General features: G+C 71.4%; 15 protein-coding genes and 1 pseudogene. 2 read left to right on the top strand and 14 right to left on the bottom strand.

The features are described 5' to 3' along the window. Positions 1 to 66: 66 nt before the first annotated feature. Both PYS65_RS24315 and PYS65_RS24310 read right to left on the bottom strand, forming a co-directional pair. Positions 67 to 453: an ankyrin repeat domain-containing protein gene (locus PYS65_RS24315; RefSeq protein WP_279336065.1), complete on the bottom strand. Its 387-nt coding sequence runs from the start codon at positions 451 to 453 to the stop codon at positions 67 to 69. Between the two features lie 145 nt (positions 454 to 598). Further along, the gene (locus tag PYS65_RS24310; protein ID WP_279336064.1) at positions 599 to 2,062 is read right to left on the bottom strand and encodes a catalase; all 1,464 of its coding nucleotides are present in this window, start codon (positions 2,060 to 2,062) and stop codon (positions 599 to 601) included. 206 nt (positions 2,063 to 2,268) lie between these two features. Here PYS65_RS24310 and PYS65_RS24305 point away from each other — a divergent pair, with 206 nt between their 5' ends. Continuing rightward, positions 2,269 to 2,682, top strand: a complete 414-nt coding sequence (locus PYS65_RS24305) for a Fur family transcriptional regulator (RefSeq protein ID WP_279336063.1) — start codon at positions 2,269 to 2,271, stop codon at positions 2,680 to 2,682. Between the two features lie 166 nt (positions 2,683 to 2,848). On the opposite strand, the gene rfbC is transcribed toward PYS65_RS24305, so the two are convergent. The 8 genes from rfbC to PYS65_RS24265 all read right to left on the bottom strand — a co-directional run bounded on the left by rfbC (position 2,849) and on the right by PYS65_RS24265 (position 15,184). After that, complete coding sequence (gene rfbC / locus PYS65_RS24300) at positions 2,849 to 3,442, bottom strand: dTDP-4-dehydrorhamnose 3,5-epimerase (RefSeq protein WP_279336062.1); 594 nt, start codon at positions 3,440 to 3,442, stop codon at positions 2,849 to 2,851. Between the two features lie 11 nt (positions 3,443 to 3,453). Continuing rightward, complete coding sequence (locus tag PYS65_RS24295; protein ID WP_279336061.1) at positions 3,454 to 5,442, bottom strand: glycosyltransferase family 2 protein; 1,989 nt, start codon at positions 5,440 to 5,442, stop codon at positions 3,454 to 3,456. Further along, complete coding sequence (gene rfbD, locus PYS65_RS24290) at positions 5,439 to 6,353, bottom strand: dTDP-4-dehydrorhamnose reductase (protein WP_279336060.1); 915 nt, start codon at positions 6,351 to 6,353, stop codon at positions 5,439 to 5,441. Before rfbD ends, PYS65_RS24295 begins: the two co-directional genes overlap by 4 nt. A gap of 80 nt (positions 6,354 to 6,433) precedes the next feature. Beyond that, positions 6,434 to 7,456, bottom strand: coding sequence for a dTDP-glucose 4,6-dehydratase (rfbB, locus tag PYS65_RS24285; protein WP_279336059.1), 1,023 nt, complete (start codon positions 7,454 to 7,456; stop codon positions 6,434 to 6,436). Beyond that, positions 7,453 to 8,520, bottom strand: coding sequence for a glucose-1-phosphate thymidylyltransferase (locus PYS65_RS24280; protein ID WP_279336058.1), 1,068 nt, complete (start codon positions 8,518 to 8,520; stop codon positions 7,453 to 7,455). Before PYS65_RS24280 ends, rfbB begins: the two co-directional genes overlap by 4 nt. Before the next feature lie 214 nt (positions 8,521 to 8,734). Beyond that, the gene (locus PYS65_RS24275; RefSeq protein ID WP_279336057.1) at positions 8,735 to 12,976 is read right to left on the bottom strand and encodes an Rne/Rng family ribonuclease; all 4,242 of its coding nucleotides are present in this window, start codon (positions 12,974 to 12,976) and stop codon (positions 8,735 to 8,737) included. Positions 12,977 to 13,237: 261 nt separating this feature from the next. After that, positions 13,238 to 14,014, bottom strand: coding sequence for a TIGR03936 family radical SAM-associated protein (locus PYS65_RS24270; protein WP_279336056.1), 777 nt, complete (start codon positions 14,012 to 14,014; stop codon positions 13,238 to 13,240). Between the two features lie 48 nt (positions 14,015 to 14,062). After that, the gene (locus PYS65_RS24265; protein ID WP_279336055.1) at positions 14,063 to 15,184 is read right to left on the bottom strand and encodes a phage tail tape measure protein; all 1,122 of its coding nucleotides are present in this window, start codon (positions 15,182 to 15,184) and stop codon (positions 14,063 to 14,065) included. A gap of 191 nt (positions 15,185 to 15,375) precedes the next feature. Here PYS65_RS24265 and PYS65_RS24260 point away from each other — a divergent pair, with 191 nt between their 5' ends. Next, positions 15,376 to 16,290, top strand: a complete 915-nt coding sequence (locus PYS65_RS24260) for an ion transporter (protein ID WP_279336054.1) — start codon at positions 15,376 to 15,378, stop codon at positions 16,288 to 16,290. Positions 16,291 to 16,374: 84 nt separating this feature from the next. Here PYS65_RS24260 and PYS65_RS24255 read toward each other — a convergent pair whose 3' ends face one another. The 4 genes and pseudogenes from PYS65_RS24255 to mrdA all read right to left on the bottom strand — a co-directional run bounded on the left by PYS65_RS24255 (position 16,375) and on the right by mrdA (position 23,555). Then, positions 16,375 to 18,324 (bottom strand): TIGR03960 family B12-binding radical SAM protein, encoded by a 1,950-nt coding sequence (locus PYS65_RS24255; protein WP_279336053.1) that lies wholly within the window; start codon positions 18,322 to 18,324, stop codon positions 16,375 to 16,377. Between the two features lie 75 nt (positions 18,325 to 18,399). Beyond that, complete coding sequence (locus tag PYS65_RS24250; RefSeq protein WP_279336052.1) at positions 18,400 to 19,956, bottom strand: CYTH and CHAD domain-containing protein; 1,557 nt, start codon at positions 19,954 to 19,956, stop codon at positions 18,400 to 18,402. A 90-nt stretch (positions 19,957 to 20,046) separates the two neighbouring features. Next, positions 20,047 to 21,246: pseudogene (gene rodA, locus PYS65_RS24245) on the bottom strand (rod shape-determining protein RodA); the annotation flags it as partial. Further along, the gene (gene mrdA, locus PYS65_RS24240) at positions 21,243 to 23,555 is read right to left on the bottom strand and encodes a penicillin-binding protein 2 (RefSeq protein ID WP_279336051.1); all 2,313 of its coding nucleotides are present in this window, start codon (positions 23,553 to 23,555) and stop codon (positions 21,243 to 21,245) included. The gene mrdA and the pseudogene rodA, both read right to left, overlap by 4 nt. Between the last annotated feature and the right edge of the window lie 24 nt (positions 23,556 to 23,579).

Here is a 23,579-nt window from a genome sequence, read left to right as displayed (position 1 = left end):
CCGGTCAAACCGGGCCCTGCCGATCGGTGGACGCCGTGCCGGACGGGGGCGGTCCCGCCCGGTGGTTCAGCCCGTGAGCAGGTGGGCGCGCCCGAACATGGCCGCCGCGACCCGCGCGGTCGGCGTGCCGGAGTCCAGATCCGCACCGGCCTCCCGCAGCACCTCGACCACCTCGTCCGCGCCCTTGAACAGGGCGCCGGCGATGGGTGCCTGGTCCCGGGCGTTGCGCAGGTCGGGGTCGGCGCCGAGCCGGAGCAGAGCCCGCACGGTGTCGGCGTGGCCGTGATAGGCGGCGAGCATCAGCAGGGTGTTGCCGGCCTCGTCGGTCACGTCGACCGGCAGCCCGTGCTCCACGAACCCCGCCAGCTCCTCGGTCGTGCCCGCCCGGGCCAGGTCCATGGCGATGGCCACGACGCGTTCCGTCTGCTCAGGAGTCAGACCGTCCCTGCTCATGTGCATCTCTCCTGATCACGCGGTTGCGCTGGTCGTGTCCGCGCCGGCACCGGGCGGTGACGGCGCACGCCCGGGCGCGGGCCACCGAGTGGCCCGCGCCCGGGCGCGATGCGGCGTGTACCGCGGTTCCCTCGAGCGGTGAGGCTCAGAGGTTGCCGGCGGCCAGGGCCTCGATCGCCTTGCGGACGCCTTCGCCGTAGGCCGGGTCGGCCTGGGTGCAGTTGGCGATGTGCCGCTCGACGGTCTGCTCCGAGGCGCCGTTGATGGCGCGCGCCGTGTTCTCGAAGAGAACCTTCTGCTGCTCGGGGCTCATCAGGCGGAACAGGTTGCGGGGCTGCTCGAAGTAGTTGTCGTCGTCCTCACGGAAGTTGAACCGGTCGGCGACGGCACCCACGGCCTGGCTCGGCTCGCGGTAGGCCGGCTGGTCGGCCCAGCGGCCGTAGGAGTTGGGCTCGATGCCCGGGGTGGACCCCTGGTTGCCGTCGACCCGCATGGCGCCGTCGCGGTGGTAGGTGTTCACCGGGTTCTTCGCGGCGTTGACCGGGATCTGGTGGTGGTTCACACCGAGGCGGTAGCGCTGGGCGTCGCCGTAGGAGAAGAGGCGGCCCTGCAGCATCTTGTCGGGCGAGTAGCTGATGCCCGGAACCACGTTCGCCGGGGTGAAGGCGACCTGCTCGACGTCCGCGAAGTAGTTCGCGGGGTTGCGGTTGAGCTCCCACTCGCCGACCTCGATCAGCGGGTAGTCCTTCTTCGACCAGACCTTGGTGAGGTCGAAGGGGTGGAAGCGGTAGTTGTCCGCGTCGGCCTCCGGCATGATCTGGACGAACAGCTTCCACTTCGGGAAGTCGCCGTTCTCGATCGAGTCGTAGAGGTCGCGCTGGTGGGACTCGCGGTCCTTGCCGACCAGGGCCTCGGCCTCGGCGTCGGTGAGGTTCTTGATGCCCTGCTGGGTGCGGTGGTGGAACTTGACCCAGAACCGCTCGCCCTCGGCGTTGATCAGGCTGTAGGTGTGCGAGCCGAAGCCGTGCATGTGCCGGTACGAGGCGGGGATGCCGCGGTCGGACATGACGATCGTGACCTGGTGCAGGGCCTCGGGGAGGTTGGTCCAGAAGTCCCAGTTGTTCTCGGCGTCGCGCAGGTTGGTGCGCGGGTCGCGCTTCACCGCGCGGTTGAGGTCCGGGAACCTCAGCGGGTCGCGGAAGAAGAAGACCGGGGTGTTGTTCCCGACCAGGTCCCAGTTGCCCTCGTCGGTGTAGAACTTCAGGGCGAAGCCGCGGATGTCGCGCTCGGCGTCGGCCGCGCCGCGCTCACCGGCGACGGTGGAGAACCGGGCGAACAGCTCGGTCTTCTTGCCGACCTCGGAGAAGATCTTCGCGCTCGTGTACTGCGTGATGTCGTGGGTCACCGTGAAGGTGCCGAAGGCGCCCGAGCCCTTGGCGTGCATCCGGCGCTCCGGGATGACCTCGCGGTCGAAGTGCGCGAGCTTCTCCAGGAACCACACGTCCTGCAGGAGCATCGGACCGCGCGGACCGGCCGTCAGGGCGTTCTGGTTGTCGGCAACCGGCGCGCCGGCGGCCGTCGTCAACGGCTTCTGGTTGTTCTCGGTCAAAACTCGCTCCTCGATGTGTGGTTCTTCGCGGGGGGTCAAGGCCTGGTGGTCCTGGAGGGCCCGGCCGTCCGAGCATCCGCGCGAACTGCTCCGCTCCGCAGCCCGCATCAGGACCCACCCTATGTTAGACATGATCTAAGTCAAGGCGACATTCAGAATCATATCTGTTCTTGAGATGGGATCAATCGCTGGTTAGGGTGACGTACATGAGTGATCTCTTGAAGAGACTTCGGGAACGCGGCTGGCGCCTGACCGCGCAGCGACGCGTTGTGGCCGAGGTGCTCGGCGGGGACCACATCCATCTGACCGCCGACGAGGTGCACGCGCGCGCGGTGGAGCGGCTGCCCGAGATCTCCCGGGCGACGGTCTACAACACCCTGGGCGAACTGGTGACGCTGGGTGAACTCGTCGAGTTCTCGACCGACCACCGTGCCACGCGCTACGACCCGAACGCGCACCGCCCCCATCACCACCTGCTCTGCGAGGGCTGCGGCACCATCCGCGACGTGCACCCGACGGGCACCCCTCTCTCCGACCTTCCGGAGTCGGGGCGCTTCGGATACACGCTCTCCGGCGTCGAACTGACCTACCGCGGAATCTGTCCGGACTGCGCGGCCTGACACCGGAGCGGTCGCCGCGTCGGCCTCGCGTCCTCGGGGACGTACACGGGTTTCCTGGTCGGCACACGGGTCGGCGCGTTTCCTGGTCGGCACGCGAAAGGCGGACCCCACTCCCCGGCGGGGAGTGGGGTCCGCCTCGCGAAAGCTTCCGGTCGAACCGGCCGGTTCAGCCGCCGAGGCTCTCCCGGTAGGCCGCGCACTCCTCGTAGGAGGGCAGCAGGCCCTGCTCCCGGGCCTCGGCCAGGGTGGGCGCCTGCTCGTCCTTCGCGGAGAGCAGCGACGTGAGGTCCCCGGGCCAGTCGATGCCGAGCGCCGGGTCGAGCGGGTGGATGCCGTGCTCGCGCTCGGGTGCGTACCCCTCGGAGCAGAGGTAGATCACGGTGGCGTCCTCGGTGAGCGCCATGAAGCCGTGGCCGAGACCCTCGGAGAGGTAGACCGCGTGGTGGTCCCGGTCGTCCAGGCGGACGCTCTCCCACCGGCCGAAGGTGGGCGAGCCGGTCCGGATGTCCACGATCACGTCGAGGACCGCGCCGCGCACGCACGTGACGTACTTGGCCTGGCCGGGCGGCACGTCGGCGAAGTGGATGCCGCGCAGGGTGCCCCGGCTGGAGACGGACATGTTGGCCTGGGCGAGCGTGAACGGGTGGCCGGCCGCCTCGGTGAAGGCCGGGGCCTTGAACCACTCGTGGAAGCTGCCCCGGCCGTCGGGGAAGATCTTCGGCTCGTGCACCCAGGCACCGGAGAGGGAAAGGGGTCGCATCGAAGGGGTCCTCAGTTCTTCTTCCGCTGGTTGGTCAGTGAGCGCTTGACACGCCCGGCGGCCCGGCGCCACAGGGGGCGGGGCGGGGCGGTCCTCTTCGGCGCGGCCGGTGGGGTGTGCCGGTCGATCACCCGGGCGGTGCCGTCGGCGGCGACCACCACGTCGACCGGGAGCCGGGTCCACTTCGCCTCGCCCCGGCCCGCGGACGGTACGCCGATCCGGACGGCCCAGCGCTTCCCGGTGAGCTTCTCCAGCGGCAGCGTGGCGCTCACGGTACGGCCGTCCACCTCCGCGTCGGCCGGGAACTTGCCCACGTTCTTGCGCTCGAAGCGGAGCCGCACCGGGTCCGCCGTGCCGCTCCCGTCCCCCGCGACGTGCAGCGGCAACGGGAGCCGCACGGTGGAGCCGCCGGCCACGGCCTCGGCCGGGTCCATCAGGGCCACCGCCTCGCGCTCCAGCTTGTTGGTGTGCTGGTCGACGTCGAGGGAGAGGTTGCCCGGCCCGTCGGTCCAGTACGGCAGGACCAGCCGCCTCGGCTCACCGGTGAGCGCGGCCAGCCGTCCGGCCTCCGCGTCCTCGCCGCGTACCGCGCCGAGCCGGGTCTCCTTGCTCCAGCCGCAGCACTTGATGCGCAGGTGCAGGTCCCAGATGCCCTTGTCCAGCGGTTTGCCCGCGGCCGCGGTCTGCGGGTCGAGGGCGGCGCGCGCGGTGATCCGCAGGCGGAAGGAGCCGTCCTCCGCGTCCGGGCGGTGCGGTGCGCACTCGACCGGGAGGTAGTACTGCGTGGCGTTCTCTCGGTGGCGGACCACCAGGTCCACGTCGCTCCTGTCGACCGGGGCGTCCAGGGTGATGCCCTGGCCGGCCAGCGCCTCGAGCGCCTTGTCGGACAGCGGCAGGCCGAGCAGGTCGCGCCCGTCCTCCCGGCGGAAGGTCATCGGCTCGCCGTCGACCTGGTACTCGGAGGTGAACCCGATGGCCAGGACGCCGTCCTCCCAGGCCAGGGAGTCCAGGGTGCCGGTGGGTCTGATCCCGGCCTCCCAGCGGGCGAGGGCGCGGACGTCCTGGTAGTGGTCGGCGGCGACCAGTCCGGCCACCACCCGCTGCAGGGGGGCCACCCTGGCGAACACGCCCGGCCCGAACCGCTCGGTGATCACACCGCGGATCTCGCGGTACAGCTCCTCCGCGTAGTCCTCGGGGAGCCTGAGCAGCCGGTCGCCGCGCAGCCGCTCGACCATCTCGTTGCGCAGCCAGCGGCTGAACAGCCTGTCGCGCAGCGGGCCGGGCTCGGTGAGCTCCTCGACCACGTCGAGGGCCTCCCGGAGGTTCCCGAAGTAGCCGGCCGGGTCGAAGCGCTGGAAGCCGGCGTTCGAGCCGTCGTCGCGGGTGATGTGGTAGTAGCACGGGTAGTCGCCGAGGACGGCGACGCTCTCGGCCCGCAGATAGGCCTCGACGACGAAGACGTGGTCCTCCAGCCGGCGGCGGCCCTCCTTGAAGCGCATGCCGTGCCGGGTGAGGAACTCCCGCCGGAACATCTTGTGCGGGGTGAGGCTGTCGATCAGCGGCGCGTTCTCCACCGTGGCGCGCGGCCGGTTGACCCGGAACAGCTCCTGCGGGACCGGGCGGCCGATGCCCGCCATCTTTCCCACGACCACGTCGGCGTCGTTCGCCCTGCCGTAGTCGTACATCCGCTCCAGGGCCTCGTCGCCGAGCCAGTCGTCGTGGTCGGCGAACATGACGTACTCGCCCCGGGCGGCGTCGATGCCGGTGTTGCGGGGCCTGCCGGACCAGCCGGACGCCTCCTGGTGGATGACGTGGATGTGGGGGTGCTCGGCCGCCAGCCGGTCCAGCCGGGCGGGGGTCTCGTCGGTGGAACCGTCGTCGACGAAGAGGACCTCGAACTCGTCGGGGGTGAGGCTCTGCCGCAGCAGGCCGGTGATGCAGTCCTCCACGTACGTGCCCGGGTTGTAGACCGCGATGACGACGCTGACCTTCACTGTCACGCCGGGTTCTCCTTCTCGTGGGACCGGTGGATCTCCGGGAACGCCTCGGTGAGGGCCGCGCGCCAGTCGCGCGGCGGCTCGATACCGGCGGCGGCGAGGCGCTCGTGGCCGAGCACGCTGTAGGCCGGGCGGGGAGCGGGACGGACGAACGCCTCACTGGTGGTGGGGCGGACCCGGTCCGGGTCGGCGCCGAGCAGGCGGAAGATCTCCCGGGTGAAGCCGTACCAGGTGCTCTCGCCGGAGCCGGTGCCGTGGTAGACGCCCGCCGGGGCGGTGCCGGCCAGGGCTCCGCGCCCCAGTTCGAGCAGCAGGCCGGCCAGGTCGGCGCTCCAGGTGGGCTGGCCGCGCTGGTCGTCCACGACGTCCAGGGTCTCGCGCCGGCCCTCCAGTCCGATCATGGTGCGGACGAAGTTGGGGCCGCCCCTGCCGTACAGCCAGGCGGTGCGGACGACGTAGCCGCTGTCCGGGAGGGTCTTCAGGACGGCCTGTTCGCCGGCGAGCTTGGTGCGGCCGTAGGCGCTGCGCGGGGCGGTGGGGGCGTCCTCGGCGTACGGCGCGGTGGCGTCGCCGGCGAAGACGTAGTCGGTGGAGACGTGGAGCAGGACGGCGCCGGTACGGGCGCAGGCGTCGGCGAGGTGGGCCGGGCCGTCGCCGTTGACCGCGAGCGCCTCGGCCTCGTGGGTCTCGGCGTCGTCCACCGCGGTCCAGGCCGCGCAGTTGACGACCACGGCGGGCCGGTGGCGCTGGAGCGTCCGCCGTACGGCGTCGGCGTCCGTGAGGTCCAGCGCCTTCCGGTCGAGGGCGGTGACTTGCTCACCCGCCGCGGCCAGCCGGGCCGACACGTCCTGGCCGAGCATGCCGCCCGCCCCGGTGACCAGCCAGCCGGCCGGAGCGTCGGACTGTTCCTTCATCGGGTTCTTCCCTCTTCTCGTCCTCTGTGCCGGATGGCTCGGGACGAGGGCGGTCCCCGGCCCGCAGGGGTGACGGTGCGTCAGCTCAGCGCCGCCCGCTCCTTCAGCGGCTCCCACCAGTCGCGGTTGTCCCTGTACCACTGGACGGTTTCGGCCAGGCCCGCACGGAAGTCCTTGCGCGGCTCGTAGCCCAGCTCTTCGCGGATCTTCGTGCAGTCGACGGAGTAGCGGCGGTCGTGGCCCTTGCGGTCCTCGACGTACTCGACGCCGGTCTCCCAGTCGGCGCCGCACGCCTCCAGCAGCAGCCCGGTGAGTTCCCTGTTGGAGAGTTCGGTGCCGCCGCCGATGTTGTAGACCTCGCCCGCGCGGCCCTTGGTGCGGACCAGTTCGATGCCCTGGACGTGGTCGTCGATGTGCAGCCAGTCGCGGACGTTGCCGCCGTCGCCGTACAGCGGGACCTTCCTGCCGTCGAGGAGGTGGGTGACGAAGAGCGGGATGACCTTCTCGGGGAAGTGGTGGTGCCCGTAGTTGTTGGAGCAGCGGGTGACGCGGACGTCCAGGCCGTGGGTGCGGTGGTAGGACAGCGCGATCAGGTCGCTGGAGGCCTTCGCCGAGGAGTAGGGCGAGTTGGGCTGCAGCGGGTGGGTCTCGGGCCAGGAGCCCTCGTCGATCGAGCCGTAGACCTCGTCGGTGGAGATGTGCACGAAGGTCTCGATGCCGGCCCGGTGCGCGGCGTCGACGAGCGTGTGGGTGCCGACCACGTTCGTGCGGACGAACTCCGCGCCGCCGTCGATGGAGCGGTCGACGTGCGACTCGGCGGCGAAGTGCACCACCTGGTCGTGCTCGGCCATCAGCCTGCCGACCGGCTCCGGGTCGCAGATGTCGCCCTGCACGAAGGCGAACCCGGGGTGTGCGCGCACCTCGTCGAGGTTGGCCGGGTTGCCCGCGTACGTCAGTTTGTCCAGGACGGTGATCGCGACATCGCCGGGGCCCCGGGGGCCGAGCAGCGTACGGACGTAGTGCGAACCGATGAAGCCGGCACCGCCGGTCACCAGGATCCGGGTCGGGCGGGCCGGGGAGACGGGGGAGGAAGGGGCCGTCATGAGGAGATCTGCACCTTGCTGTGATCACCGAGCACGAGCCGGTGGGCCTTGGGGTTACGGGGAGCGGGCGTGACCTCGACGTCGCGCCCGATGAGCGAGGTCTCCACCCGGCGCACACCGGTCACGGACGAGCCCCGCAGAACGATGGAGTACTCGATCTCGCTGTCCTCGATCCGGCAGTCCTCGGACACCGAGGTGAAAGGGCCGATGTACGCGTCGCTGACCACCGTACCCGCGCCGATGACCGCGGGCCCGACGATCCGGCTGCCGTGGACGCGCGCGCCCTCCTCGATGCGCACCCGGCCGATGATCTCGCTGGCCTCGTCCACCACGCCCGCGTTGTGCGGCTCCAGGGACTCCAGGACGGACCGGTTGACCTCCAGCATGTCGGTGACGTTGCCGGTGTCCTTCCAGTACCCGGAGATCGTGGTGGAGCGGACGTCCCGCTTCTCGTCGATCAGCCACTGGATGGCGTGCGTGATCTCCAACTCGCCGCGCCAGGAGGGCGCGATGGAGCGGACCGCCTCGTGTACGGCCGGGGTGAACAGGTAGACGCCGACGAGAGCCAGATCGCTCTTCGGCTGCTCCGGCTTCTCCTCCAGACCCACCACCCCGCCGTCGCCGTCGAGTTCGGCGACGCCGAAGGAGGTGGGGTCAAAGACCCTGGTCAGCAGGATCTGCGCGTCGGGCCGCTCCGCCCGGAACTCCTTCACCAGTGCGGTGATGCCGCCGACGATGAAGTTGTCGCCGAGATACATGACGAAGTCGTCGTCACCGAGGAAGTCCTGGGCGATGAGCACGGCGTGCGCCAGCCCCAGGGGCGCCTCCTGGGGAATGTAGGTGACCTCGATCCCGAAGCGGGAGCCGTCTCCCACCGCCTCCTGGATCTCGTCCGCGGTGTCGCCGACGATGATCCCGACCTCGCTGATCCCGGCTTCGGCGATCGCTTCCAGGCCGTAGAAGAGCACCGGCTTGTTGGCCACGGGCACCAGCTGTTTGGCCGAGGTGTGGGTGATGGGGCGGAGACGGGTCCCCGCTCCCCCGGAAAGCACGAGAGCCTTCACTGCTTACGCCCCAATACTCCGCTCACACAGGGAGGAAAAGCCCCATTTGTCAAAAATTAACGTGAATCCTGGGCAACATCATAGACCTGCCCGGGGAACTCGGTTCACCGATTGTTCGTACCGTCAGTTCCTGTGCCACAGGCGGGGGTTGGGGAAAAAGCGATCCGCCCCCGGCGAGACCGGGGGCGGATCGTGTTCCTCGTACGGTCCGACGTCACTCCCCGTCGGTGGTGCTCGACACGGACGGCGGGGACTGCTGTTCGGCCGCCGCCGTCTTCTTCGCCGGCGCCTTCTTCGCCACCGTCTTCTTGGCGGTGGTCTTGGTGGCCGTCGTCTTCTTGGCGGTGGCCTTGGTGGCCGCCGTCTTCTTCGTGGCGGCCTTCTTCGCCGTCGTCTTCTTGACGGTGGCCTTGGCGGCCGCCGTCTTCTTCGTGGCCGCCTTCTTCGCCGTGGCCTTCTTGGCCGCCGCGCGGGCGGTCTTCTTGGCCGGAGCCGCCTCGTCGGCGGCTTCCTCGGCGGGCGCCGTCGCGGTGACGGTCACTACCGCCTCGGCGGCCGGGGCCTCGTCCGCCGGGGCCGTCTCCGCCGCCGGGGCCGACGGGACGACCACGACGGCCGCCTCCTCGGACGCGGTGGACACGGTGGGCTTGCGCACCGCACGGCGGCGCGGGCGGGGCGGTGCGGCGGCCGGCTCGGGCGCCTCGGGCGACGGTTCGGCCGGGGACTCCTCGGCCACCGGCTCCGGCGTCTGCCCGGACGTCGCAGGGGCAGTGTCCGCCGTGGTGGCCGTGCTGCTGTCCGCGATGGTCACCACCGCGGCCTGCGCACCCGCCGGAGAACCGGCCGGCGCGGACACCTTGCGGGTGGCCCGGCGACGCGTACGGCCCTGGGGAGCGGCCTCCTCGGCGGGCACCGCCGCGGCGGGCGCCTCGACGACCGGGTCCTCGGCGGCGGCCGGTACCGCGTGCGCCTCGGCGGCCGGCTCCGGCTGGACCGGGCGTGCGGTCTCCTCGGCGACCGTCGTCTCCTGGGCCGTCGGCACCTCCGCGCCGGACCCGTCGGGCCCGGACACCTCGGCGGCCGCAGCCGGCTCGCGCCGGGGCTGCTCGCGCCGGGGCGCACCCGCCGGAGCCGAGGCCCGACGGCTCACCCGGCGACGGGTGCGTCCGCGCGTGGCCGCGGCCTCCGCCTCGGCGGCACTGCTGTACAGCTCCTCGTCCGGAACGTACTCGGGGGCGGGAAGCGCGACCGGCTCGGCGACCTCGGCGGCGACCTCGGCCGCCGTCTCCGACTCCGCTTCCGCCTCCTCCTCCGTCGTCAAGGCCGCGTCGGCCTCGTGCTCGTGGAAGTGCTCCCCGGCACCGGCCCGCGCCCGCTTCCTGCGCCTGCCGCCGCCACCGGCGGAGGTGGGCTGGTCCAGGTGGACGAGGACACCGCGCCCGTTGCAGTGGACGCAGGTCTCCGAGAACGACTCCAGCAGGCCCTGGCCGACCCGCTTGCGGGTCATCTGCACCAGACCCAGCGAGGTCACCTCGGCGACCTGGTGCTTCGTACGGTCCCGCCCCAGGCACTCGAGGAGGCGCCGCAGCACCAGGTCCCGGTTGGACTCCAGGACCATGTCGATGAAGTCGATGACGATGATGCCGCCGAGGTCGCGCAGCCGCAGCTGGCGCACGATCTCCTCGGCCGCCTCCAGGTTGTTCCTGGTGACCGTCTCCTCGAGGTTGCCGCCCTGACCGGTGAACTTTCCGGTGTTGACGTCGACGACGATCATCGCCTCGGTCCGGTCGATCACCAGCGAACCGCCACTGGGCAGCCAGACCTTGCGGTCGAGCGCCTTGGCGAGCTGCTCGTCGATCCGGTACGTGGCGAAGACGTCGACCTCGCTGGTCCACCTCTGCAGCCGGTCGGCCAGGTCGGGCGCGACGTGCGCGACGTACCCGTGGATGGTCTCCCACGCCTCGTCGCCGCTGACGACGACCTTGGAGAAGTCCTCGTTGAAGATGTCCCGCACGACCCGGACGGTCATGTCCGGCTCGCCGTACAGCAGCGACGGCGCGCTCGAGCTGCCACCGCCCTTGGACTTCTTCTTGATCTCCTCCCACTGCGCCTGCAGCCGCTCGACGTCACGGCGCAGCTCGTCCTCGCTCGCGCCCTCGGCGGCGGTGCGCACGATGACACCCGCGTCCTCGGGGACGACCTTCTTGAGGATGGTCTTCAGCCGGGCCCGCTCGGTGTCGGGCAGCTTGCGGCTGATGCCGGTCATCGAACCCTCGGGGACGTACACGAGGTAGCGGCCCGGGAGGGAGACCTGGCTGGTCAGACGGGCACCCTTGTGCCCGATCGGGTCCTTCGTCACCTGGGCGAGGACCGACTGGCCCGACTTCAGCGCGGCCTCGATCCGACGCGGGCCGTGGGCCATGCCCAGCGCCTCGAAGTTCACCTCACCGGCGTAGAGCACGGCGTTGCGGCCCTTGCCGATGTCGATGAACGCGGCCTCCATCGACGGCAGCACGTTCTGCACCTTGCCGAGGTACACGTTGCCGACGTACGAGGTCGCCTGCTCCTTGTTGACGTAGTGCTCGACGAGCACCCCGTCCTCCAGGACGCCGATCTGCGTACGGTCGCCGTACTGACGGACCACCATGACGCGCTCGACGGCCTCACGGCGGGCCAGGAACTCGGCCTCGGTGATGATCGGGACGCGCCGGCGGCCCTGCTCACGGCCTTCCCGGCGGCGCTGCTTCTTCGCCTCCAGGCGGGTGGAGCCCTTGATGGACTGCACCTCGTCCGACGGCTCGGCGGGCCTGCGCGGTTCGCGGACCTTGACGACGGTGCGCTCGGGGTCGTCGGTGGAGGTCTCGGCCTCACCGCCGCTGTCCCCGGCCCGGCGACGGCGGCGACGGCGGCGCCGGCTGCTGCTGGAGCCGCCCGCGGTGCCCACCTCGTCGTGGTCGTCGTCGGAGAGGCCCTCCGCCGGCTCGTCGGCGTGCTCCGTGTCGTCGGTGGAGCGGTCCTCGGCGTCGTGCTCGGCGTCGTCCCCGGACTCGCCGCCCTCGGCGTCCGTGTCGGCGGACTCGCCGCGCCTGCGACGACGGCCACCGCGACGACGGCGCCGGCGGGAACCGGCCCCTTCGCTCTCGTCGTGGTCGTCGTTCTCGTCGTGGTCGCCGCTCTCGTCGTGCTCGTCGTGCTCGTCGTGCTCGTCGTCGGAGGAGCTCTCCGCCGACTCGTCGGCGTGCCCCGAGACATCGGCGGACCGGTCCTCGGCGGCCTCGACGCGGGCCTCGGCGGCCGGGGCCGCGTCGGTCTCGTCCGCCGCGCCCCGCCGGCGACGACGACGGCGCGAGGCGGTGGGCTGCTCCTCCGGAAGCTCCTCGGTCTCCTCCGGCTGCTCGGGCTCCGGCCTGCCGGCGGCCTCGGCGGCCGCTTCGGCGGCGGCCCGCTCCGGCGTCTGGAACTGGGGCTCGGTGAACACCGGGGCCTGGAAGACGGCGACGGCGGGACGGGCGGGGCGCCTCGACGCCCCGGCCCCGGTTCCGGCCGCGGTGGATCCGGTGGCCGGCCGGGCGGGCTCGGCGAAACCGGCGGCGGCCTTGCGGACCGCACGGCGACGGCGGCGCGGAGCGGCGTCGTCCGCGGTGGGCTCGGCGGGCGTCTCGGAGGTCGCGGTCTGCCCGGTGGGCTCGGTCACGGGAGCCTGCGCCTCCTCGGCGGGGGAGGCGGCGGCCTCGGTGGTCGCGGGCGCGGAGACGCTGCGCGAGGCACGGCGCCGGGTGCGGCGGGGAGCCGCGTCCCCGGCGGTGTCGGTGTCGGTGGTGGCGGTGCTGTCAGTGGCGGTGGTGCCGGCCGTGACAGCCGTGTCGGCCGTACCGGCGGCCGGCGCGGTGCTCGCGGTCGCGGCGCTCTCCGCCGCTTCGGGGGCCTCGGTGACGGTGGTCGTCGGCGAGGTCACACGGCGCGTCGCACGACGGCGCGCACGCGGCGGGGCGGCGTCCCCGGCGGGCTCGGCCGGCGCCAGGTCCACGGCGGGCCCGGCAGCCTGGGCAGCGGGGGTCTCGGCCGTCGGCACGACGGTCTCGGCGGCCTCCGCCGACACCGGTGCCCCGGCGGGCGAGGCCGAGCGGCGCACCACACGGCGACGCCGGGGCGGAGCGGCGGTGTCCGCGGCGGCCGGTGCCTCTTCCCGGGCGGCCGTCGGCTGCGCGGCGGCCTCGGCCTCGGTGCCTTCCTCGGCCGCGAGCTCGTCGCTCTCGTCGAGCGGCTCGGCGGGCTCGGCGGACTCCGGGAACGCGGCGGCCGGTATGGCCGACGTGACCGTCTCCGCCTCCGTGCCGGTGCCCGCCGTGGGCGGACCGGCCGGACGGGACGCGGCACGCCGCCGACGACGCGGCGGCAGGGTGTCGCTGGGGCTGTTCGGTTCGGAGCCCTCTGTGGGCTCGGTCGGTTCGAGCATGCGGGGGTTTCTCCCGTCAGGCTCCCGGGCGCCGCACCCGGTCCGGCGATGCCGGTGACGTCCGCGGCTCGCGCGAAGCGCGGTTGCCGCCGTCCGGGGCGCGGGCGCCGCACGGGAACTCTCTGTGTCCTGTCTCACCGGTTCCGTACACCGAATGCGCACGGCCTGGCGAAAGTCTTGTGGTCGATGCGCTGCCCGACCCAGGTGGCTCCCGAGGTACGAGGGCGGCGCTACGGCGTCCGTCCCTACGCGGGACCTTCCTTACACCGGCGCCGTCGCGGCGGCAGTGGCACCGGCCGGATACGGCTCGGTCGCTGCTGCCTCGCGGTCGGGCGCGAGCGGGTCGGTCACCGTGCCGGTCTCTTCATCGAGCAGCCCCTGCGCCAGCCTGGTCACCGCTGCGGGGACCGGCGGCGCCAGATCGGCCACGGCGCGGAGACCGGACAGGACGTCGTCGGGTCGAACGGCAGGCGTCACGTGCCGAACAACCAGCCGCAGTATCGCACAGGGCCGGCCGGTCGGCCTATCAGCCGAAGGAGGGGGCGTTTCCAGGCTTTCCAGAGCCACGACCGCGGAACGGGTGTCGAACGTACGCATCCCGCTCTTCGTCCGGCGCTGCACCTCGACGACACCGGCCGCGTCGAAGGCGTCCACCGCTCGGCGGGCCTCCTCCCGGTCGACACCGTCCAGCCGCAGCTCCCACACCGAGGCCGTGAGCCGGTCGGCGAGCCCCGGGGTACGGGCCTCGACCGCCTCGATGATGTCGAGCCCGGTGGGCATCGACTCGTCGAGAAGGGCTCTGATCCGCTCCGGATCACGCGCCCGGGTGAGCGCGATCTCCAGATACTCCGCCTCACTGCCCGTGCCGGTGGGTGCGGCATTGGCGTACGACACCTTCGGGTGCGGCGTGAACCCCGCCGAGTACGCCATCGGCACCTCGGCACGGCGCAGCGCGCGCTCGAAGGCACGCTGGAAGTCACGGTGGCTGGTGAACCGGAGGCGGCCGCGCTTGGTGTAGCGCAGTCGAATGCGCTGCACCGCGGGTGCGGGCGGCGGGCCTTCGGGCTGTCGCTTGCCCAGTGTCGTTCAGTCCTTCGTGAGAGCGGTCGTACTGCTACCAAGAGTACGCGTGTCACCGCCGATAGGTTCCCGTCGGTTCTCCACCGGTGCCGGCCGCTGCTCCCCGACGAGCATCCGGCGGAGGTCGGCGCGCGCCTGCCGCAGCGTCGCGCGGGCGGAATCCAGTGACTGCCGTACGGCCCGGCCCACCGCCCGACCCGCCTCGGCGGCGGGCCGCAGCACCGCGTCCCGCACCATGTGCCCCACCGGGGTCAGCACACGCGCGTACATCCACCGTGCGGGCTCCACGACGGTCCACCGCACCAGGGCGCCCAGGAACCGTCCCACCGCGAGCGAGACGTACCCGGCGACCCGCCAGGCGTGCCCGAGCGCGTCGCCGATCTCCCGCGCGACGACGGCGAGCACCCGCCCGGCCGGCGCCAGCACCCAGCGCCACACCGCGAGCAAAGGCAGCACGAACAGGATCCGGGTGATCCAGTACAGCCCCGTGCCGATGCCGGTGACGAGCACGCCCACCAGCCACACCAGTCCCTTCGCGCACCAGGCGACGGCATGCCCGACGGGCGTGAGCACCCACCTGTACAGCCACGCGCCGGGCACGAGGACCAGATACCGCGTGAGCCAGGCGAGGGCGGTGAACACCCCGAGCCCGATCGCGGCGCAGACGGTCGCGATCCCGCGCAGCACCACCGTCACGCCGTGCCCGAAGGGCGTCAGCACGCGCCTGTACAGCCACACCAGCGCGTGCCCGAGCGGCACGAGCACATACCGGTACAGCCACCCGGCGGGCACGACGACCACCAGGTTCCCGAGCCAGGCGAGCGCCTGGCCGAGCGGCACGAGGACGTACCGCCACAGCCCCACCAGCGGCCACACGAACACTGCCCGTCCCACCCACCACAGCGCCCGCCCGAGCGGCCGGAACACGGCACGCTCCAGCCACCGCACGGCGACGACGCCCGCGTCCCACACCATCCGCACCGGCAGGACCACGAGGAACACGAAGATCCGTACCGGCAGCCGGACCGCCACCACCAGACACCCCTCACCCGCCGCCTCCGGCCGCCGCGGCGGAGACGGGCGTGCGGGCGGTGCCGGTCTCCCGGCGTCCTGCTTCTCCAGATCCATGCAGGGAAGGACGCCCCGGCAGGCCGTTCGGATGCACCGGCACCGCCTCACCCGCACGAACGCCTGCACGAGCACCCGCGAATCTACAATGCTGTAGAAATCAGCTCTGGAGTGTCACCGCCGCGCGAACCCGCCGGCCCGTCCGCGCGACGGGCATGGCGCGCGGCACGAAGGAGCAGATACAGCACGATATGAACGACCACCCTGCCCCCACGGGCGCCACCCCCCGGCCCCTCCGCCACACCCTGGCGGAGAGAGCCCGCGCCGTCACCGAAGCCCGCTGGTTCGCCCTCACCGTCTTCACCCTGATCCTCACCAACGCGGCCCTGCTGGGAGCCGAGACCTACAGCGGACTCTCCAGGGACTGGCACCACGGATTACGCCTCGCCGAACACCTCTGCCTCGCCGCCTTCACCGCCGAGATAGCCCTGCGCGCCTGCGCCCACGCGGATCGCCCCCGCGACTTCTTCCGCGACCCCTGGAACCTCTTCGACCTGGCCGTCATCGCCTGCGCGTTCCTGCCCCTCGTCCGCGAGAACACCACCGTCCTGCGGCTGCTGCGCCTGGCCCGCGTCCTGCGCACCGCCCGCTTCCTCCCCCAACTGCGGATCGTCTTCGTCGCGGTGGCCCGCAGCCTGCCGGGCACCGTCAGCTTCCTCCTGGTCGGCGCGCTCCTGCTCTACGTCTACGCCATGGTCGGCTGGGTCTTCTTCAGCGAGGCGGACCCCGGCCAGTTCGGCTCCATCGGCCGCGCCGTCCTCACCCTCTTCCTGCTGATGACCCTGGACGGCCTCGGTGACGCCGTCCACGCAGGCCTGGAGATCTCCCGCTGGAGCATCGTCTACTACGCCTCCTACGTACTGCTCGCCTCGTTCGTCCTGGTCAACGTCCTCATCGGAGTCGTCATCAGCTCCCTGGACGAAGCCCGCGAACTGGAACACGCACACTCCCCCGCCCCCGAAGCGCCCTCGGCCCCCGCCCCGGACCCCGCCGTGGACCTGCGCACCCGCATCGCCGTCGCCAGAAGGGCCCTGGACGACCTGGAAGCCGTCCTCCCGCCCCACCGCCCCGAACCGGCCCCCACCCCCGACACGGCCCGGTCGTAACACCGCACCCGTCACAGGCCGCGAACGCCGGTGGGCCCGCTCCGTGTTCCGGAGCGGGCCCACCGAACAGCTCGGCACGACGGCTCAGGCCGTGTTCTTCACCGTCAGAGGAAGAAGCTTCTTACCCGTCGGTCCGATCTGAATACTGGTGTCCATCTGAGGGCACACCCCGCAGTCGAAGCAGGGGGTCCAGCGGCAGTCCTCGACCTCGGTCTCGTCGAGGGCGTCCTGCCAGTCCTCCCAGAGCCATTCCTTGTCGAGGCCGGAGTCGAGGTGGTCCCAGGGGAGGACCTCCTCGTAGGAGCGTTCGCGGGTGGTGTACCAGTCGAGGTCCACGCCGTACTGCGCCAGGGCCTTGTCGGCGCAGTCCATCCAGCGGTCGTAGGAGAAGTGCTCGCGCCAGCCGTCGAAGCGGCCGCCGTCCTCGTAGACCGCGCGGATGACCGCGCCGATGCGGCGGTCACCGCGGGAGAGGAGTCCCTCGACGATGCCGGGCTTGCCGTCGTGGTAGCGGAAGCCGATGGAGCGGCCGTACTTCTTGTCGCCGCGGATCTTGTCGCGCAGCTTGGTCAGGCGGGCGTCCGTCTCCTCGGCCGACAGCTGCGGTGCCCACTGGAAGGGGGTGTGCGGCTTGGGGACGAAGCCGCCGATGGAGACGGTGCAGCGGATGTCGCCCGAGCCGGAGACCTCGCGGCCCTTCTGGATGACGTTCATCGCCATGTCGGCGATCTGGAGGACGTCGTCGTCGGTCTCGGTGGGCAGGCCGCACATGAAGTAGAGCTTCACCTGGCGCCAGCCGTTGCCGTAGGCCGTGGCGACGGTCCTGATCAGGTCGTCCTCGGAGACCATCTTGTTGATGACCTTGCGCAGGCGCTCCGAGCCGCCCTCGGGGGCGAAGGTGAGGCCGGAGCGGCGGCCGTTGCGGGTCAGTTCGTTGGCCAGGTCGACGTTGAAGGCGTCGACGCGGGTGGAGGGGAGGGAGAGGCCGATCTTGTCCTCTTCGTAGCGGTCGGCGAGGCCCTTGGCGATGTCGCCGATCTCCGAGTGGTCGGCGGAGGAGAGGGAGAGCAGGCCGACCTCTTCGAAGCCGGTGGCGCGAAGTCCCTTTTCCACCATGTCGCCGATGCCGGTGATGGAGCGCTCGCGCACCGGGCGGGTGATCATGCCGGCCTGGCAGAAGCGGCAGCCGCGGGTGCAGCCGCGGAAGATCTCCACCGACATGCGCTCGTGGACCGTCTCGGCGAGCGGGACGAGGGGCTGCTTGGGGTAGGGCCACTCGTCGAGGTCCATGACGGTGTGCTTGGAGACGCGCCACGGGACGCCCGACCTGTTCGGCACGACGCGGGCGATCCGGCCGTCGGGGAGGTACTCGACGTCGTAGAAGGCGGGGACGTAGACGCCGCCGGTCCGGGCCAGGCGGTGGAGGAGTTCCTCGCGGCCTCCGGGGCGGCCCTCCTCCTTCCAGGCGCGGACGATCCGGGTGATCTCCAGGACGGCCTGCTCGCCGTCGCCGATGACGGCGCAGTCGATGAAGTCGGCGATCGGTTCGGGGTTGAAGGCGGCGTGGCCGCCGGCCACGACGATCGGGTCGTCCGGGCCGCGGTCCTTGGCCTCGAGCGGGATGCCGGACAGGTCCAGGGCGGTGAGCATGTTGGTGTAGCCGAGCTCGGTGGAGAAGCTCAGGCCGAACACGTCGAAGGCCTTGACCGGGCGGTGGCTGTCGACCGTGAACTGCGGGACGGCGTGCTCCCGCATCAGTTCCTCCAGGTCCGGCCAGACGCTGTAGGTGCGCTCGGCGAGAACGCCGTCCTGTTCGTTGAGCACCTCGTAGAGGATCATGACGCCCTGGTTGGGCAGTCCGACCTCGTACGCGTCGGGGTACATGAGGGCCCAGCGGACATCGCAGCTGTCCCAAGGCTTGACCGTGGAGTTGAGCTCTCCGCCGACGTACTGGATCGGCTTCTGCACATGCGGGAGCAGCGCTTCGAGCTGCGGGAACACAGACTCGGCGGCCACGGCGGCTTCGGCAGGCATCTCGGGAACCTTTGTGTGCTGGCTGGGGCTCCCCGGCCGGAGGCTGGGGGCGGGTGACCATCCAGCCTAACCGCTTCAGAAGGCGGCGGATTTTCTGATCGGCTTCCAGGTTTCCGGGAGGGCGTTCTCGGTGATCTCCGCGCGCCGTTCCTCGCGTCCGTACAGCACCCCGTACGTGAAGTCGCTCTCCCCGGCCGCGTGGGCGACGGCGGCGAGTTCGCGCAGGGTCTTGCGGGCCATGACGCTGTCCTGGTGGTCGCCGAGCAGGCCCTGGAGGGACTTCATGCTCTTGACCAGGTCCTTGGCGGGAGCGTCGAGTGCCGGGGTGGCGGCCTCGGCGGCGTAGCGGGTGCGTTTGGTCTTCTTGCGGGCGTCGTGCAGGGCGAGGTCCCGTTCGTGGCCAGGCGGGAGGTCCAGGGCCCGGGTGACGAGGCCGGAGAGTGTGTCGAGGTCCTTGCTCACGGCCTTGGCGAGCACCTTGTCCGGGCCGGACGCGGCCTTCTTCCGCAGGGGCGGGTCGGCCAGCAGGGCGTCGAGGGTGTCGAGCAGGGTGAGGTAGCGGCGGGAGTCGAGGACTCCGGTGACCTTGCCGTGGGCTCCGCGGTGGCCGGTCTCGGACCAGGTGGTCAGCCTGTCGCGCACGGGGCCGTGGACGAGGGTGCCGGGCAGGTCGTCCAGGGCCGTGATGAGGCGCTCGGCGAGGACTTCCTGGTCGCGGTCCAGACCGAGCTCTCCGGCCAGCCATTTCAGGTCGACGCCGACGGGGTCGGTGGTCCTGCGGTCGAGGACGCTGCGGAAGGAGCGGAAGGTGCTGCGCAGGCGGCGGGTGGCGACGCGCATGCGGTGCACGGAGTCGGGTACGTCCTGGCGTACGGCGGGATCGAGTTCGACGAGGGCGTCCCGCTGGGCGCGGACGTAGGCGAGGACGTGGTCGCCGGCGGTGACGGGCTCGCCGACCGGCCGGCTGCGGTGCTTGCGCTTCGGCGCCGCGGCCGGGGCGGCCGCGGGTGCGGGGGCGGCCTGGGGGGTGTGCGTGGGGGGTGCCGTCTCGGCGAGGGCCCTGGCGAGTTTGGAGGGCGACGTCGAGGGGCGCAGGCCCGCCTTGCGGAGTCGTTTGTCGACCTTGTCGAGGAAGGCGGGGTCGCCGTCGTCGGCGAGTTCGACCTCGATCTCGGTCCACCGGGCGGTGCCGTCGCCGGTGAGGCGTTCGGCGTGCACGGTGTCGACGCTGATCTCGGCGAGGAGCCGGCCGGTGGTGTCGAGGAGGTGGCGTACGTCGCGGTCGGAGCGCAGCCGGACCACGGGGCCCAGTGCGGCGCCGCGGACGCGGGAGCGGACGAGCCGGGCGAGGTCCTCCGGGAGGGTGTCGGAGAGCGGGGCGCGGATCTCGTCGCGTACCCCGGGGGCGACGGGGAACTTCAGGTGCCAGCCGGCGTCGGAGCCGCCGGTGCGGCGGCGCAGGGTGAGGGAGGCGGCGGTGAGTCGGTGGTCGGCGGTGTCGTAGTAGGTGGCGTCCAGGTGGACGAGGCCCTGGTCGGCGATGGAGGCCACGCCGGGGACGCCGGTCAGGTCGGGGAGTCCGCTGTCGCCGGACTCGTACTTTCGCTCGATTTCGCGTGTGGTGTCCGCCATGAACTGAACCTATCCGCCAGACCTGAATCTAGTCGTGACCGGTGCGGAACGGCGGGGCCGGTCCGCACCGGCCGTACGGCCGGACGCGCTCGCGGACAGTGGGCGTTGCAGTCTGATCGACTGCAGGAGGCCCACGGCCAGCCACACCGCGAACATCGACGAGCCGCCGTAGGACACGAACGGCAGGGGCAGGCCGGTGACCGGCATGATGCCGAGGGTCATGCCGATGTTCTCGAAGGTCTGGAAGGCGAACCAGGCGACGATGCCGGCGGCGACGATGGTGCCGTACAGGTCGGTGGTGTCGCGGGCGATGCGGCAGGCGCGCCACAGGATGACGCCGAGCAGGCCGATGATCAGTGCGCCGCCGATGAAGCCGAGTTCCTCCCCGGCGACGGTGAAGACGAAGTCGGTCTGCTGCTCGGGGACGAACTGGCCGGTGGTCTGCGAGCCTTCGAAGAGGCCGGAGCCGGTGAGGCCGCCGGAGCCGATGGCGATGCGGGCCTGGTTGGTGTTGTAGCCGACGCCGGCGGGGTCGAGTTCGGGGTTGGCGAAGGCGGCGAAGCGGTTGATCTGGTACTCGTCGAGGATTCCGAGCTGCCAGACGGTGACGGCTCCGATGGCTCCGGCGCCGATCAGGCCGAAGATCCACCGGTTGGAGGCGCCGGAGGCGAGCAGGACGCCGAGCACGATGACGACCATGACCATGACCGAGCCGAGGTCGGGCATCAGCATGACGATCAGCATGGGGACGACGGCCAGTCCCAGGGCCTGGAGGACCGTGCGGTGGTCGGGGTAGGGCTTGTCGCCGGCGTCGACCCGGGCCGCGAGCAGCATGGCCATGCCCAGGATGATGGTGAGCTTCACGAACTCCGAGGGCTGGAGCGAGAAGCCGCCGCCGAGCTGGATCCAGGAGTGGGCGCCGTTGATGGTGGAGCCCAGCGGGGTGAGCACCAGCAGGATCAGGAAGACCGAGGCGCCGTAGAGGACCGGTACGGCGGTGCGCAGGGCGCGGTGGCCGAGCCAGAGCATGGCGATCATCAGGGTCAGGCCGATGCCGGTGTTCAGCCAGTGCCGGACCAGGAAGTAGTACGGATCGCCCTGGTTGAGCTCGGTGCGGTTGCGGGTCGCCGAGTAGACCAGGAGGGAGCCGAGCAGCGACAGGGCGATCGCCGACAGCAGTATCGGCCAGTCGAGTCGCCGGGCCGGGGAGTCGCGGGCGAAGAGCTGCGTCCAGCCGGCCCGCTCGGGTCCGTAGCCGGAGACGTGGAAGCTGTTGACTCCGCCGCTCATGGTGCCGTCCTCCGGCCTGCCGTGCGGCGCGCCCGGCCGGCGCTCCGTCGTGCGTCCCGGCGGCGGGTGTCGCGGTCGGCGGGCGGGGGTGTGTTCACGGTCGCGCCCTGGTCCTGGCCGTCGGGGGTGCCGTCGGGGGGCGTCCCGGCCTCCTCGGTCCCGCCGTCCCCGGTCCCGGCCTCCTCGGTGGCCCGCAGGTCCTTGGCCGGGTCCTTGGAGATCTTCGGGGAGGTGATGGTGCCGTCGGTCCTGACCTCGGGCAGCGTCTTCTGCGGGGTGGGCAGCAGTGCCTTCTTCTTGTCGATCTCGCCGTCCGGGGAGACGCCGTACAGCGCGTTGTAGACGTTGCGCACGGCGGGGCCCGAGGCGCCGGAGCCGGTGCCGCCCTGGGAGATCGTCATGACGATCGAGTAGTCCTTGGTGTAGGTCGCGAACCACGAGGTGGTCTGCTTGCCGTGGACCTCGGCGGTACCGGTCTTGGCGTGCATCGGGATCTCGTCCTGCGGCCAGCCGCCGAACCGCCAGGCGGCCGTACCGCGGGTGGCGACTCCCTCGAGGGCCCCGTCCACGGCGTCGAGGGTCTTCTTGGTCATCGGCAGCTTGCCGTGCGCCTTGGGTTCGATCTCCGTGGTCTGCTTGCCGTCGGGGCTGATGACGGCCTTGCCGACGGTGGGCTGGTAGAGGGTGCCGCCGTTGGAGAGGGCCGCGTAGACGGTGGCCATCTGGACGGGGGTGACGAGGGTGTCGCCCTGGCCGATGGAGTAGTTGACGGAGTCACCGGCGCGCAGTCGGTTGCCTTCGAGGCAGTTCTCGTAGGCGATGCGCTCGACGTAGCTGCCGTCCTTCTTGCCGGACTTGCACCAGGCGTCCTTGTTGGCCTTCCAGTAGTCGGCCTTCCACTGGCGGTCGGGGACCCGGCCGGTGACCTCGTTGGGCAGGTCGATGCCGGTCAGCTCGCCGAGGCCGAACTGGTGGGAGGTCTTGTAGAACCAGTCCTTGGCGTTCTTCTTCGGCTTGTTGCCGCCGTCGCGCTTCCACTCCTCGTGGGCGAGCCGGTAGAAGACGGTGTCGCAGGAGACCTCGAGGGCGCGGCCGAGGCTGATGCCGCCGAAGCTCTGGGATTCGAAGTTCTTGAAGACCTGGCCGCCGATGGAGTACGAGCTGGAGCACTCGTAGGGGCCGTTGAAGGAGTACCCGGCGTTGATCGCGGCGGCGGTCGGGATGACCTTGAAGATGGAGCCGGGTGCCGACACGCCCTGGATGGCGCGGTTCAGCAGCGGGTAGTTGGACTTCTTGCCGGTGAGCTTGGCGTAGTCCTTGCCGGAGATGCCGCCCACCCAGGCGTTGGGGTCGTAGCTCGGGTTGGAGGCCATGGCGACGACGCGGCCGGTCTTGGCCTCCATGACGACGATGGCCCCGGAGTCGGCCTCGTAGAGGCGGTTGGTGTTGCGGTCCATCTCCTTGCGGGCCTGCTTCATCGCCTCGTTCAGCTCGTACTCGGCGACCCGCTGGACGCGGGCGTCGATGCTGGTGACGAGGTTGGCGCCGGGCTGGGCGGGGTCGGCCTGGGCCTCGCCGATGACGCGGCCGAGGTTGTCGACCTCGTAGCGGGTGACGCCCGCCTTGCCGCGCAACTGCTTGTCGTACTCGCGTTCCAGGCCGGAACGGCCGACCTGGTCGGAGCGCAGGTAGGGCGAGTCGGTGTCCTGGGCCTGCTGGAGTTCCTCGTCGGTGACGGGCGAGAGATAGCCGAGGACCTGGGCGGTGTTGGCCTGCCCGGGGGCCGCGTACCGGCGTACGGCCTGGGGTTCGGCGCTGATGCCGGGGAAGTCCTCGGCGCGCTCGCGGATCTGCAGGGCCTGCTTGGCGGTGGCCTCGTCGGTGATGGGGATGGGCTGGTACGGCGAGCCGTTCCAGCAGGGCTGGGGGGTCTTGGCGTCACACAGCCGGACCTTCTCCATGACCTCCTTGGTGGGCATGGAGAGGACGTCGGCGAGCTTGGTGAGGACGGCCTCGCCGTCGTCGCGCATCTTCATGAGTTCGGTGCGGGAGGCGGAGACGACCAGCCGGGTCTCGTTGTCGGCGAGGGCCACTCCGCGGGCGTCCAGGATGGAGCCGCGGACCGCGGGCTGGACGACCTGCTGCACGTGGTTGCCGGAGGCCTTCTTCGCGTACTCGGCGCCCTCGCGGATCTGGAGGTACCACAGGCGCCCGCCCAGGGTGCCGAGGAGGGAGAGGACGAGGACCTGGATGACGACGAGCCGGATCTGGACCCGGGGGCTGCGCCCGGTCTCGGGGATGTTAGTCATGGGCGCAGCCCATTCCGTTGAGGG

This window comes from Streptomyces cathayae (genome assembly GCF_029760955.1).
Lineage (GTDB): Bacteria > Actinomycetota > Actinomycetes > Streptomycetales > Streptomycetaceae > Streptomyces > Streptomyces cathayae.
Note: the sequence above shows the minus strand (reverse complement) of the source record. Positions and strands in the feature narration are given on the sequence as shown.

What these genes read in the sequence shown, in the direction of transcription:
- PYS65_RS24315 (WP_279336065.1), bottom strand. Translation starts at nt 453, where the DNA reads ATGAGCAGGGACGGTCTGACTCCTGAGCAGACGGAACGCGTCGTGGCC.
- PYS65_RS24305 (WP_279336063.1), top strand. Translation starts at nt 2,269, where the DNA reads ATGAGTGATCTCTTGAAGAGACTTCGGGAACGCGGCTGGCGCCTGACC.
- rfbC (WP_279336062.1), bottom strand. Translation starts at nt 3,442, where the DNA reads ATGCGACCCCTTTCCCTCTCCGGTGCCTGGGTGCACGAGCCGAAGATC.
- rfbD (WP_279336060.1), bottom strand. Translation starts at nt 6,353, where the DNA reads ATGAAGGAACAGTCCGACGCTCCGGCCGGCTGGCTGGTCACCGGGGCG.
- rfbB (WP_279336059.1), bottom strand. Translation starts at nt 7,456, where the DNA reads ATGACGGCCCCTTCCTCCCCCGTCTCCCCGGCCCGCCCGACCCGGATC.
- PYS65_RS24275 (WP_279336057.1), bottom strand. Translation starts at nt 12,976, where the DNA reads ATGCTCGAACCGACCGAGCCCACAGAGGGCTCCGAACCGAACAGCCCC.
- PYS65_RS24265 (WP_279336055.1), bottom strand. Translation starts at nt 15,184, where the DNA reads ATGGATCTGGAGAAGCAGGACGCCGGGAGACCGGCACCGCCCGCACGC.
- PYS65_RS24260 (WP_279336054.1), top strand. Translation starts at nt 15,376, where the DNA reads ATGAACGACCACCCTGCCCCCACGGGCGCCACCCCCCGGCCCCTCCGC.
- PYS65_RS24255 (WP_279336053.1), bottom strand. Translation starts at nt 18,324, where the DNA reads ATGCCTGCCGAAGCCGCCGTGGCCGCCGAGTCTGTGTTCCCGCAGCTC.
- PYS65_RS24250 (WP_279336052.1), bottom strand. Translation starts at nt 19,956, where the DNA reads ATGGCGGACACCACACGCGAAATCGAGCGAAAGTACGAGTCCGGCGAC.
- mrdA (WP_279336051.1), bottom strand. Translation starts at nt 23,555, where the DNA reads ATGACTAACATCCCCGAGACCGGGCGCAGCCCCCGGGTCCAGATCCGG.